This window comes from Helicobacter mehlei, assembly GCF_007280785.1.
GTDB lineage: Bacteria > Campylobacterota > Campylobacteria > Campylobacterales > Helicobacteraceae > Helicobacter > Helicobacter mehlei.
Genome location: NZ_VKGC01000030.1, coordinates 1 through 11937 on the forward strand (window position 1 = coordinate 1; position 11937 = coordinate 11937).

An 11937-nucleotide genomic window follows, 5' to 3' on the forward strand; every position below is an offset into this window, starting at 1 on the left:
AACCATCCTAAAATCACCCCTGGCGTTTCACACCCCAGCGATTAAAAATGGCCTTGGGCCCTTGTATGGACCCTTAAAACCTGGCCTTATTTTACCCCCCCCCCCCCCCCATACAACCACTAAGCACAGCTGAACTAAAGTTTTGTTCTAACCCCTCGCCTTTTTCCACTCCTGCCTTTCATCTTATAGATTTTAAAAGTTTAAAAAGCAAGAAGTGGGCAATCATGGGTGCTACGCTTGATAGTTTTGGGGTTCTCCAAGTGTTTTTATCTGAACTCTTACATTTTTTGCAAACTAGATTGCTAGAAGTGTCCAAAATACTGCGCAATATAGTTTTGGACTTAACAAATCAAAAAAACAAAATTGACCTTGAAATCATCATGGCAGATCATTATTCTAGTGATGACTGGAGATGTAAAGCATTGGGGCAGGCTCTTTTTGAGCTGGCTTGCTTTTGTATGGTAGGGAATGAAACAAAAGCTTACTTGCAGAAAGCTACAGAATTAAGTCTTAAATCTAAATCTTGACAAGGAGTAAAAATGTCAGTGGCGTTTAAAAAATGTGTGTTGCGGGTTTTGCTAGGGCTCGCAGTGGTTTTAGGGGTTTGTTATGCCAATAGTCAGGCAGATGAGTATTACAAAATGGCAAAGTCTTACGATGAGAATAAAGACTACTCTAAAGCCCTGCAATACTACCAAAAAGCGGCAGATATGGGGGAGACTAGGGCTTATTTCGACTTGGGGTTGATGTATTTCAATGGCAAAGGTGTTGCTAAAGATTACTCTAAAGCCCTGCAATACTTCCAAAAAGGGGCAAAAATGGAGAATGCTAGCTCATATGGCATGTTAGGGGTCATGTATGAGAATGGCATGGGAGTGGAGCAAGATGGCAAAGTGGCGCACCATTATTACCAAAAATTTTGCCAAATTGCGAGAGATAAAGAGGTTTGTCAAAAAGCTGAAACCCTAAGCAAAATCCTAAGCAATGCGCCTCAAAATCATAATGTGGATGCGTATCTCAAAGCTGCAAAATTTTATTTTGAAAAAGCCGAAGATTACGATAACAAAGGTATGGAAAATCTTCCGGAAAATCGTAAAGATTTTCGTAAGCTGACGGACGAGCAGTCAAAGAAATACAAGGATATGTCAGATTCTTATTACAGCATGGCAGATTCTTATTACCAAGCAGCCAAGGAATACTATAAAAAAGCGGCAAAAATGGGAAGTGCCAAAGCTTATACTGCTTTGGGGAATCTCTATTGCGACCATGATTTTTATGATAGTCAAAGTCCAGATAATCAAAACATATTTGTTGATGGTCAAAACACAGATGGTCAAAACACAAGTGCCCTTCCAAAAATTCTAGGATACTATGAAAAAGCTACCAAGATGGGGGATGCTGAGGCTTATACTGCTTTGGGGGCTTTATACGGAAGTGCTGAGTGCGCAACGGCAACAGGTGTGTTCCCAAAGGGGGCATCAGAAGCTAAGGCCGAAGAATATTATAAAAAGGCTTGCCGACTAGGTGATAAGCGGGGTTGTGAAGATTTAAGAGTTTTAAAAGAGCGCAAGTAAGCTGTAAAAATCTTAAAGCCCTAGCCTCTTAAAAAATGAAGTTTAAAACTTCATGATGCCAAGTTTTAAAAGTGGATTTCAAAATAAAATCTTGCGTTGTGTTGAAAAAGCGTGTGTGGCAAGTGGTCTTGTTGTTGGCAGTAGATAAAGCTTGCCAAAGCGTTAAAAAACTCTCTCAAGGAAAGGAAAATTGATGTGTTATGAAAAACGAGTCAATCACGGTTTTTGGTCTGTGCTTGAAAAAATCCTAGTAGGTTTTTTGGCATTGTGGGTAGCGTTTGCACCCTTAAGAGGGGATGAGAATTTTGATGAAAAGATCAGCCCTTCTTTATACGAGGGCATTCAAGCGGATCTATTCAATCAAAATTACAAGAAAGCCTATGAGATTTACGAGCAGGCCAATAAAAAAGGCGATGTGTTGGGTACGGCACTTTTGGGTAGGCTCTATGCCTATGGCTTAGGGGTTGAGGCTAACCTCAATAAAGCCAAAGTCTATTTCCATATTGTACTGAACAATCCTGCGGTTAAGAAAGAAGTGTCTAAAGCACATACATACAATAGTCTTGATGGGAGTAACCCTGGTGAGGGCCTCCTTGGTGAGAGGGAACCATATATCCCAACTTACCTTAGTGCTGCCATGATTGTGGTGAATTTGAGTTTAGCCCACATGTATGAAGAGGGCTTGGAGGGTAAAAAAGACCCCAAAAAAGCGTTTAAGCTTTATAAACTGATCTTAGCCAATGTAGGGGCGAATAACGGGCATGGATGGTCTTTAACAAATATGTTGCCTTATGTAGGTGGTTTAGCCCGCCTCCCAGTTTCGAAGACTTTTAATTTGAAAAAATTGCCCGTTGCGCTTTTACGCCGACTCCCTTTTATTAAAATTTTGGTGGGCCAAACCCTTTATAAAATGGGCATGGCTTATAAAATGGGGGTAGGCACAGGCAGAAGCCACAAAAAGGCAAAGGAATGTTTCAACATGGCTTTTGACTTAGGCAATAAGGAAGCCTTAAAGGCTATGCGTGATCTTTAAATAATTTAAATAAAAGGATAAACATGTCGGTTAGTTTACGCAAATGGGCATTGTTGTTTGGATTTTTTTGGCTTGTATGTACCCCTTTGAGGGCGTATTGGGTAGACTATTCCCTAGGCCAGCAAGTTGAACAAGGGTATGAAGCCCTAAGCAAACACCGCGACAAAGAGGCTTTTGAGCACTTCAAGCAGGCAGATGCAGACGATAATGTTCTAGGCACGGCCTTTTTAGGGATTTGCTACTTAGAGGGTAGGGGGACAAAGGTGGATTATTATCAGGCTAAAACCTATTTTGATTCCGTATGGCGCAGGCTAGAAGCTTGGCGTAAGCAGAAAGGCAACACAGAAGATCTGGCTGCTGGAGGACTTAGCCCAGTAAAAGCTGCAACTGCTTACATGCTCACTGATTACGGTCTAGCCACCATGGCTCAAAAAGGTCTGGGCGTACCTAAAGACCCCAAGAAAGCCCTCAAAGTGTATAGGCAGATCATTATTGAATCGGGAGCTAATGGGATGGCAACATTTTTAAATCATGGAGGCTTAGGCATCGATCCAATTTCTGATCTCATGGTGGGTTCAGTCTTTAAACATATCATTAATCTTAAACTCTTACAAGTAACAAAATTTAACAAAAACATGGTTGCTAAGGAGTACACTGGTAAAACCCTTTACCAAATTGGGATGGCTTATAAAATGGGGATTGGCACGGGCAAAAAGCGTGGAAAGGCTAAAAAATTCTTAGAAAAAGCTGTGGAGTTTGGCAATGAAGAGGCGATGCAGGCCCTAGAGGGGTTGGAATGATCCAAAACAAACGATGTCGCTTTAACATCTATTTAAAAAATGGCGGTTTTGGCTACGGTGTTGGCACTGGTGTAGCTGTTTAAAGACCACAGCTAGTTTCAAAGAAGTAACCTTGGAGCGTGTTGGCGTATAAAATGTCGTCATGCAAAAATTGATCGGGTTTGTTTTGGCGTAGTAATGCAGTTTGAGCGTCTTTAACCCGTCTTTGATTTGATCTTCTATGAGCTTCTTTTTGGCTAGACATGGATTCCTCTTGTGTAAAAGGGGCGTTATAGGAGATTGAGGCAAATAAGGGGGTTAAAGCGCAAATACGCCTTGAGCACCCCCATCTCATAGCCAATCATTGCCCTTTTGTGCTATCCTAGTGCTCTAAATCACGCTTGGGGGTTAGATGTTTTTAGGGCTTATCTTCGTGGCTGGACTGAGTGCGTTGGCACTTTATGGGGCACATTTCCCCGTATTGGCACAACACCATATTTCCCCACTTTTAGTGGGGGTGCTCCTAGGTTTTGGATTCTCCTTTGTCTATCCCAAAATCGCCACAACCACGCAGGCGGGCGTGCATTTTAGTGCTAAAAAACTCTTGCGTTTGGGTATTATCCTCTATGGCTTTAATGTAACCTTGCATGACATCTTGCACTATGGCTATATGCCCTTGATCATCGCCTTGATCGTGGTGGTGGGGGTGTTTTTGCTGGGCGTGTATGTGGGGCGTAAAATGGGCTTGGAGCTGGATTTGGCGATGTTGGTGGCGTGTGGGAGTGCGGTGTGCGGGGCAGCGGCGGTCTTAGCCCTAGAGAGTGTTCTTAAATCGGCACCGCATAAGGGCGTGGTGGCTGTGGGCTCTGTGATTGTTTTTGGGCTATTAAGCATGTTTTTATACCCCCTGCTCTACCAGCTAGGCTTGATCCCACTAAGCCCTTTGCATGAGGGAATCTATATTGGTGCGACCTTACATGAAGTGGCTAATGTGGTGGGTGCGGCTAGTGCCATTTCACCGGAGACCGAAAAGGTCGCAATCACCCTTAAAATGGTGCGCGTGATCATGCTCATCCCCTTGCTCTTGGGGGTGTTGTTTTATCTCAAGCGCGCCACACCCAGCACGCAAAAAACGCCCTTGCAAATCCCCTATTTTGCTTTTGCCTTTTTGGGCGTGGTGGTGTCGCATTCGCTTTTGCCTAAGCTTGGTGGCTTTGTGGATGCACAAACCTTGACACAAGGCGTGCGGGTTTTGCAAGAACTCTCAGTTGTGTGCTTGGTGTGTGCGATGGTGGCTTTAGGCTTGCAGGTCAATTTGAAGCAGTTTTTAGAACTGGGTGGCAAGGCTTTTAGCTTGGCTTTGATTTTGTGGGGCGTATTGCTGGTGGGGGGTTTTGGGCTGGTTAAATTATTGCTGTAGGGTTGCCAATATATTTATAAGTTGCTCAGAATACGATATAAGCTATAATGAAAGGCTTTAAGGAGTGATGATGGTTTTTAGCGATGCAGAATTACAAAAACCCGTGGAGATAGCCCTAGAGAAAATCCGCCCCATGCTTTTAAGAGATGGGGGCGATGTGGTGTTGCTAGGGATCAAAGAGGCAAAGGTCTATGTGAGCCTAGAGGGGGCTTGCAAGGGCTGTCCTAGCAGTGCCAATACGCTTAAATTTGGCATTGAGCGGTGCTTACAAGAGGAGATTCACCCCGATATGCAGGTGGTGCATGTATCCAAAGAGCAATACCGGCAACTTTTCAAAGAGGGCGCATGTCCATAAGCGATCCTAAGAAACGATCCTTAAACACGCAAGGTTATAAGGCTTTTTTGCAGAAGCAATATTTTAGGGCGTTGTTTTTATTCTCCCAAGCCTTGTTTTTAGAACCTTTGGATGCGCATGCCAAAATCGGCTTACTTTTAAGCGACATTGCTCTAGATTTCCCCAAAGAAGCCCATAGTTTTTATGAGCTCTACCAAAACCTCCTAGACTCCCAGCCACGCCGTTATAAAACTAGTATCCAAAACCAAATCATGGATTTGATCAATTCCTTTGATGAGAGTTTGAGCAAAATGGCGCGGATGTTTGGGCAAGAAAACCAGCTCAAAGCAGAGAGCTTGGATGGGATTTTATATGCTGATTTTAAGGCGATGTGTGTGGGTAAAAATTTTAAAGAGGTCTTTGAAAATCTGATGTTCAGCACCAAGGTGATCTTTGATAAAAAAGAGGACTTTTATGAGTTTTTAGACAATTTGGTCGCCAACCAGTTTTATGAGATGTCGATCTCCTACATCGAAAACATGCGTGAGTTGCTTTGGTATGATAAGCGCATTGGTGCCATCTTGCAAAAAGCCCTCCTTTTAGAAAAACAAACCCTCAAAGCCTCTAAAAAATGAAACTTGCCAAACGCATAGAAGTTTTGGGGCGTGTATTTGGTGCCATTAGCGATGACACACGCGATTTGGGCGATCCGCATTGTTTGTTGCTCCAAACCCCTAGTAACCAAGCCTTTGTGCAAGCCCATCTAGAAAAATTCCCCAACACACCCTATATCCACGCTTCAGAGTTGAAAAATCATTTTGATTTGGGGCCTCATATCATTGGGATCACCGGCACCAATGGCAAGACCACAACCGCAAGTCTGATTTATTCCTTGCTTTTGGATTTGGGCTATGGCTGTGCGTTGCTGGGCACAAGGGGTTTTTTTTGTAATGATAGACGCTTAAAGCCAAAAGGACTCACCACACCCCCACTTTTGGAGCTTTATAGCGATGTTGAGCGCGCCAAGCAAGAGGGGGTACGTTATTTTGTCATGGAAGTTAGCTCGCATGCGATCGCCCAAGAGCGCATTTTGGGGCTAGATTTTAGTGCCAAAGTGATCACCAATATCACCAGCGATCATTTGGACTACCACCACACCCTAGAAGAATACCGGGCAGTCAAAAATGCATTTTTAAACGATACGGGCTTGAAGATCATTAACCGGGATGATCCCCATGTGCGTTTTAACCCCACAAATGCCTATGGGTATGGCATTGAGAGTAAAAGCCATTTGAGTGTGAGCGCGTATTCTTTATCGCCCAGTCTAAGCGCGCATGTGGAGTTTTGGGAAAATCCCAGTATGCGTTATCGATCACCAGAAAAGAGCAGGCATGAGGCGTGTTTGTTGCACTCCCCTTTAATGGGGTTACATAATCTTTATAACCTCTTGGGGGGGCTCTTGTGTGTGAAGCTTTTAACAAAAGAGAATCTAGAGAAGTTAAGCGTATTGGCGCAAAACTTCTTGGGCGTGCAGGGGCGTATGGAAGTGGTGCATGCTAAGCCTTTGGTGATTGTGGATTTTGCCCACACCGCCGATGGGTTTGAGCAGATTTTTAATAGTTTTAAGGGGCACAAGATCAAGGCACTTTTTGGGGCGGGGGGTAATCGGGATAGGACCAAACGCCCCTTAATGGGTGCGATTGCTAGCCAACATGCCATGCAGATTTATATCACCTCGGATAACCCTAGAGATGAAGATCCCCTAGAGATCATGCAAGAGATTTTAGCCGGTATCCCTAAGCACAAGCGCACCCAAGTGATCTTGGAGGTTGATCGCAAAGAGGCGATCATTCTAGCTCTTGAGGCACTCAAAAGCGATGAGGTATTGCTGATTTTGGGTAAGGGCGATGAGAGCGTGCAGATTGTTGGCAATCAAAACCTACCCTTTGATGATGGAGAAGTGGTGAAAACTTACTTTGAGGAGAGAACATGAAAGATCATTATCTGTGGTGTGATTTTATTGAGTGCACTTTTTTAACCACGCAGTTTAAGGAACTCTTAGAAAAGAGGCACATCTTTGGGGCGACCTCTAACCCCACTATTTTTGCCCAAGCCTTGAGCTCCCCAGCCTACCAAGAGTCTATCAAGCAACTTAAAGCCACGAACACCCCAGCTAAGGATATTTATGAATCTTTGGTGATTGAGGATATTAAGCAATGCGCACACATGTTATTGCCTCTATGGGAGAAAAACAAAGCCACGGGCTATATTAGCCTAGAAGTTGATCCCAACTTAGCAAATGATGTTAGTGCAAGCATTGTAGAGGCGCGGGCGTTGTTTGAGCGCATTGGCATGCCCAATGTGATGATCAAAATCCCCGCTACCAACGAGGGGATTAAGGTGATGGAACGCTTGGCAGAGGGCGAGGACATGCCTTTAAATGCCACCTTGGTTTTTAGCCCTAATCAGGCGCGCCGATGTGCCCTAGCCCTAAAAAAAGCCCCGATGGCGGTGGTGAGTATCTTTGTTTCTAGGGTGGATACCCAAGCCAATGACTTATTAAAACATTCCTACCTCTCTTTATGGACTCAACAACACTTGCGCAATAAAATCGGGATTGGCAATGCCCTAGCGTGTTATGAACAAGTGCGGGAGGTATCTAACACTATCTACCCCCTCTTTGCCAGCACGGGGGTTAAGGACCCCATACTGCCCAAAGATTACTACCTCCAAGCCCTAAAGCTTGAGCATAGCATCAGCACCGCCCCCCTAGAGGCTTTGCACGCCTATTACAACGAGCCTAGCCCACCCCCCGCCCTCTCTAAAAATCTCAGCGCGACCGCTAAAAATTTTTTATATTCCAGTCTCTATTCGGAACTCTTGGAAAAGGGTTTAATGGCCTTTAAAAATGCGTTTAGCGAGATACTACACAGACTCAGATAACATTGATTCGAGCAGTGCCATGCGCAAAGCCACGCCTAGCTTGACTTGCTCGAGGACTTTACAACGCGGATCGTCTAACAAAGCGTCTTCGATGTCAATATTACGGTGCACGGGTCCGGGGTGTAAGATCACAATTTCTCTATCTTTTAACATGGATTGTTTTAAGCAATAATGGTGTGCATAATCTTGCAACGACCCATAGGTTTGCAAAGAATGGCGCTCAGTTTGGGTGCGCAAACTCATCACAATGTCTGCCACTTCTAGGGCTTCTTGCAGATCATGGGTGTGATCAAAAGAGGTCTTGGGCAAGAAATGCGGGGGAGCAACCAACAGGGGTTTGAGCCCAAAGCGGGGCAAGAGGGCTAAATTGCTATTAGCCACCCTAGAGTTTTTAATATCCCCCACAAGGGCGATGGTCTTGCCTTGTAATTGCCCCTCAAAGTGGTTGTAAAGGGTGAGCAAGTCTAGCAGGGCTTGGGTGGGGTGGGCTAGCGACCCGCTCCCGGCATTGATCAGCGGGCATGTAAGGTGCTTGGCAAAAAAATGCGCTGCGCTGGAGTGGTGGTGGCGTGTGATGAGCAAATCCACTTGCATGGCTTGCAGGTTTAAGAGGGTGTCGAGTAAACTCTCGCCCTTTTTGGTCGAGCTAGATTGGATATTAAAGGCGTTAAAATTGGCGTGTAATCTAAAGGCAGCATTTTGGAAGCTAGCGATCGTGCGGGTGGAATGCTCAAAAAACAACGCCACAATGACCTTATGGTTTAAGGACCCTCCATATTGCAAATCTTGGGCTAGAAATGTATTGGCGCGCTTTAAGAGGGCCAAAACCTCTGCATCACACAAATCTTGGGTTAAAATAAGGTTCATCTATTTGCTTTCAATCAAGATGGGAGGATTATAACATGAGAATTTTACTTCTCTTGGGGGTGTTGTTGTGGGCGGGGTGTGGAGAGGGGTTTCACCAAGCCTACAAGCCTGACTTTTTAGCCGAAAAACGCACCCAAGCGACCCGCAAGGGCGAGATCATCCAAAATTTACGCCCCGTTGTGAGCGTGTTTACCACGCATTTAAACGATGTAGATCCCGTAATCTACCATGAACGCGAATTTTTCTTTGTGGAAGTGCTTAGCCAAGATTCTAGTATCTATGAGAATGACATGATCTCTTATAAACTCTATGGAACCCATGGTGCGATCGAGCCTATGTGGAGTCGCGAGATTGGCAAAGCTGAATTTGATGATGTGCTTTACACGACCAACCGATATGCTAAGGGTTATTTGGTTGCCTTTGCTAAATTAGATTATTTATCCGCGCAGGAAGCCAAATTGGAGATTGACTTTGAGGGGCTAGGCACAATTTTATTGAATTTTGCTTACCGCGTGCCTGTGCCTATGTTTTAGGTCTGTTCCAATGAGAAATACTATGTTGCGCATAGATCCAAAAATAAATGCTTGTAAATATTCTAGGACTTGGTGTCAAGAGTTAGGATTAAAAGCGAACTTGGTTAAAAATGGTGGAGGATAGCGGGCTCGAACCGCTGACCTCCTGCGTGCAAAGCAGGCGCTCTCCCAAACTGAGCTAATCCCCCAAAAAAATTATTAAAAATATAAAGGAAATGGTGGGCTTAAGAGGACTCGAACCTCTGACCTCACCCTTATCAGGGGTGCGCTCTAACCACCTGAGCTATAAGCCCTCTAAAAATAACCACCAAAAAGAAACCCAATTCTACCACCCCGTTCCTTAAATTTTTCTGGTTAGTATTGAACTTCCTTAAATTTTTCTGGTTAGTATTGAACTTCACTACAACACCGCCCCTAATAAATCCCTACCCTAGGGGGTTTAAGCCTGCCTATTGTGCCAAAGTGTCTATTTTTGGCTCAATTTGGGCGCGTCTAACAAGTCAAAGAACATTAAAGTCCTAGAATGCTACCCAAATTTTTTAAATGTGTCAAGCACTTAAATTTTTAAAGAGTCCTGTTTTTAAAATGGGGGCAAAGTCCCAAAATTTACTTAAGTGCCCCCAAACCCACTTTACTTACTAGAGTCGCTTTGTCTGTTGTCTTAGGACTTTTTGAAAATTTTCAGATTTAAAGGGGGGGTCTTAAGCCACAAGGGCTAACCTAAAAAAGCGCATCTTGGTTTTAAAGCCTCTAGCCTAGGGCACTGCCGAATTAACCCTTTTTTTGGGGAACTACTTTGGGCTAAGATTGCTCCCCCAAAAATTAAAACGCAAGGAGCAAAAAATGGCTAACCTCTTTGAGGTCATCATCACAAGGCAACACACTTCCAAAGAAGTTGCCAAAAATGGGAAGAAAGAAAAAGGCACTTTGGGGCGGCTGGTGGTCTGGGCGGGCAAAACAGAGATTTTCAGCTGTTACACAATGGAAAATAGCGGCAAGCCCACAGATAAGGCGGGCTTGGACCGCCCCATCATCCCCCGCCAATACAGCCTAGCTTGGGCTGATAGTGGCGTGTGTGTCCCACCTAGCTACCGCCAAAAAGGCACCAATGGGCGCAATAAGGCCCTATGGTTAAAAACCCCCGAAGTCCTAGGCTTTGCCAATCGGCGCATCATGATCCACATTGGCAATGACGCCATCGATACGCTGGGCTGTATCCTGCTGGGTTTAGGGTATAACAAAGAGAGTGGCAAGATCACAGAAAGCACTAAGGCGGTGGAACGCTTTTACAACCTGTGCGAAACCCACGGGGTGGAAAACTTTAGCCTCACCATCATTGGGCTAGATGAAGAAGAGGGGGATTAAAAATGTCCCCCTCTAAAGAAAGGCTTAAGGCCCTTGTGGGAGTGTTCATCGCCCTTGCCCTCGTGCTTTCAGTGGCCCAAAATATCCACTACTTCATCAAATACAATTCCTCGATCGCCACCTTGTTGATCTTTGTGGGCAATAAAGATAGCACACCCGCGACCAAACAAATAAAAGAACAATTGCAAAAAGCCCTGATCAAAGAAGAAGAGAACAAAAAAGACAACACAAGCACTGCCGGCGTGATTGACGATCTGATCAAAGAGGCGCAAAAACACGGCATTAGCAAACAAATTTTAATGTTGGAGATAAGGGAAAGGCTAGAATGATGAACACGCATTTAGAGGAGATGCTAGAACTCATCCCCATTGCACTCGTGGGTTTGCTAGCCGGGGGTTTAAACTATTTTAACAATGCCGAACAGAGTGCGCGTAATGCCCTGGTTGTGGTGCTAACTAGCTCTTTTTTGTGCATCTGTGCCTTTGGGATACTCTCTGCGACCGATTTACCCTACTTGGCAAAGGTGGGGGTGAGCGCGGCGATAGGCTATCTAGGGTTAGATAACGCGCTAGAAGTGGTTAAAAAGATTTTGGGGTTGCGCAAATGAATCTAGTTGTTCTACCGCTTATAAGTTTGGGCATTGCCCTTTTAAGCGCGCTGGGGGGCCTATGGCACTACCATAAAAAAGCCACCCTCTATGAAGAGAGGCTTAAAATCGCCCAAGAACACTTAGACCACCAAAATGCCCAAATCAAAAAGCTAGAACTAGACTGGGAAACTTATAACGCGCAAAAGCCCCTACAGCTTAAAAGCATTGCGCAACACTATTCCCACCTGCAATCCCAAGACTTAAAGACTTGCACAGAGAAATTAGATCACGCCACCCAATTGCTAGAGGCATTTAAGAGGGTGGGTCATTAGCCAATTTTAACAGCTCTTGGGTGGTCATCTGGGTGTAATCGTTCTGGGTGCTTTCAGTGGGCAATAGGCTTTCTTTGCCATAGAGGCTGATTTTTAAATCGCTGAACATCCTAGCCACCTTTTCAGCGGCCGCGATAATAACTGGATTGCCCTTGGCATTCTCTAAAT

The 11937-nt window shown here is 44.7% G+C and carries 16 protein-coding genes, 2 tRNA genes and 1 pseudogene; 14 read left to right on the forward strand and 5 right to left on the reverse strand.

Annotated features, from left to right (window positions below; genetic code table 11):
* The first annotated feature begins 224 nt into the window (after window positions 1-224).
* The 4 genes from FNE76_RS07535 (at window position 225) to FNE76_RS07550 (ending at window position 3407) form a co-directional block, all read left to right on the forward strand.
* A complete protein-coding gene (locus tag FNE76_RS07535) occupies window positions 225-527 on the forward strand; it encodes a hypothetical protein (RefSeq protein ID WP_120948330.1) in 303 nt (100 codons plus the stop codon).
* Window positions 528-590: 63 nt separating this feature from the next.
* Entirely contained in the window at window positions 591-1574 is a 984-nt protein-coding gene (locus tag FNE76_RS07540) for a tetratricopeptide repeat protein (protein ID WP_162983085.1), read from the forward strand.
* A 193-nt stretch (window positions 1575-1767) separates the two neighbouring features.
* Complete coding sequence (locus tag FNE76_RS07545; protein WP_120948332.1) at window positions 1768-2607, forward strand: tetratricopeptide repeat protein; 840 nt, start codon at window positions 1768-1770, stop codon at window positions 2605-2607.
* 23 nt (window positions 2608-2630) lie between these two features.
* Window positions 2631-3407 (forward strand): tetratricopeptide repeat protein, encoded by a 777-nt coding sequence (locus FNE76_RS07550; protein WP_120948333.1) that lies wholly within the window; start codon window positions 2631-2633, stop codon window positions 3405-3407.
* Between the two features lie 79 nt (window positions 3408-3486).
* On the opposite strand, the gene FNE76_RS07555 is transcribed toward FNE76_RS07550, so the two are convergent.
* Window positions 3487-3747 (reverse strand): hypothetical protein, encoded by a 261-nt coding sequence (locus tag FNE76_RS07555; RefSeq protein ID WP_120948334.1) that lies wholly within the window; start codon window positions 3745-3747, stop codon window positions 3487-3489.
* Window positions 3748-3798: 51 nt separating this feature from the next.
* Here FNE76_RS07555 and FNE76_RS07560 point away from each other — a divergent pair, with 51 nt between their 5' ends.
* The 5 genes from FNE76_RS07560 (at window position 3799) to FNE76_RS07580 (ending at window position 8083) form a co-directional block, all read left to right on the forward strand.
* Window positions 3799-4806, forward strand: coding sequence for a YeiH family protein (locus FNE76_RS07560; RefSeq protein WP_120948335.1), 1008 nt, complete (start codon window positions 3799-3801; stop codon window positions 4804-4806).
* A 70-nt stretch (window positions 4807-4876) separates the two neighbouring features.
* The gene (locus FNE76_RS07565) at window positions 4877-5161 is read left to right on the forward strand and encodes a NifU family protein (RefSeq protein ID WP_006017324.1); all 285 of its coding nucleotides are present in this window, start codon (window positions 4877-4879) and stop codon (window positions 5159-5161) included.
* On the forward strand, window positions 5152-5775 hold the full coding sequence (locus FNE76_RS07570; protein ID WP_120948336.1) for a histidine kinase: 624 nt from the start codon (window positions 5152-5154) through the stop codon (window positions 5773-5775). The genes FNE76_RS07565 and FNE76_RS07570 overlap by 10 nt, the downstream gene beginning before the upstream one ends.
* Window positions 5772-7133 (forward strand): UDP-N-acetylmuramoyl-L-alanyl-D-glutamate--2,6-diaminopimelate ligase, encoded by a 1362-nt coding sequence (locus tag FNE76_RS07575; RefSeq protein WP_120948337.1) that lies wholly within the window; start codon window positions 5772-5774, stop codon window positions 7131-7133. The genes FNE76_RS07570 and FNE76_RS07575 overlap by 4 nt, the downstream gene beginning before the upstream one ends.
* A complete protein-coding gene (locus FNE76_RS07580) occupies window positions 7130-8083 on the forward strand; it encodes a transaldolase family protein (protein ID WP_120948338.1) in 954 nt (317 codons plus the stop codon). Before FNE76_RS07575 ends, FNE76_RS07580 begins: the two co-directional genes overlap by 4 nt.
* Here FNE76_RS07580 and FNE76_RS07585 read toward each other — a convergent pair.
* Window positions 8066-8950: an aspartate carbamoyltransferase catalytic subunit gene (locus FNE76_RS07585; protein ID WP_120948339.1), complete on the reverse strand. Its 885-nt coding sequence runs from the start codon at window positions 8948-8950 to the stop codon at window positions 8066-8068. The two genes, FNE76_RS07580 and FNE76_RS07585, sit on opposite strands and share 18 nt — an antisense overlap.
* A gap of 35 nt (window positions 8951-8985) precedes the next feature.
* Here FNE76_RS07585 and FNE76_RS07590 point away from each other — a divergent pair, with 35 nt between their 5' ends.
* Window positions 8986-9483 carry a hypothetical protein gene (locus FNE76_RS07590; protein ID WP_120948340.1) on the forward strand — a complete coding sequence of 166 codons (498 nt, stop codon included), beginning with the start codon at window positions 8986-8988 and terminating at the stop codon, window positions 9481-9483.
* Window positions 9484-9594: 111 nt separating this feature from the next.
* Here FNE76_RS07590 and FNE76_RS07595 read toward each other — a convergent pair.
* Window positions 9595-9671, reverse strand: a tRNA-Ala gene (locus FNE76_RS07595).
* A 28-nt stretch (window positions 9672-9699) separates the two neighbouring features.
* Window positions 9700-9776: transfer RNA gene (locus tag FNE76_RS07600), tRNA-Ile, on the reverse strand.
* A 550-nt stretch (window positions 9777-10326) separates the two neighbouring features.
* Here FNE76_RS07600 and FNE76_RS07605 point away from each other — a divergent pair.
* From FNE76_RS07605 to FNE76_RS07620, 4 genes are read left to right on the forward strand one after another with little or no spacing between them, the layout of a single operon-like run.
* Window positions 10327-10848 (forward strand): DUF5675 family protein, encoded by a 522-nt coding sequence (locus tag FNE76_RS07605; RefSeq protein ID WP_120948348.1) that lies wholly within the window; start codon window positions 10327-10329, stop codon window positions 10846-10848.
* Window positions 10849-10850: 2 nt separating this feature from the next.
* Window positions 10851-11177, forward strand: a complete 327-nt coding sequence (locus FNE76_RS07610) for a hypothetical protein (RefSeq protein WP_120948341.1) — start codon at window positions 10851-10853, stop codon at window positions 11175-11177.
* On the forward strand, window positions 11177-11455 hold the full coding sequence (locus tag FNE76_RS07615) for a phage holin family protein (RefSeq protein ID WP_235852260.1): 279 nt from the start codon (window positions 11177-11179) through the stop codon (window positions 11453-11455). Before FNE76_RS07610 ends, FNE76_RS07615 begins: the two co-directional genes overlap by 1 nt.
* Window positions 11452-11769, forward strand: coding sequence for a hypothetical protein (locus FNE76_RS07620; RefSeq protein ID WP_120948343.1), 318 nt, complete (start codon window positions 11452-11454; stop codon window positions 11767-11769). Before FNE76_RS07615 ends, FNE76_RS07620 begins: the two co-directional genes overlap by 4 nt.
* Here FNE76_RS07620 and FNE76_RS07625 read toward each other — a convergent pair.
* Window positions 11750-11937, reverse strand: a pseudogene (locus tag FNE76_RS07625) (hypothetical protein); the annotation flags it as partial. The gene FNE76_RS07620 and the pseudogene FNE76_RS07625 overlap by 20 nt on opposite strands.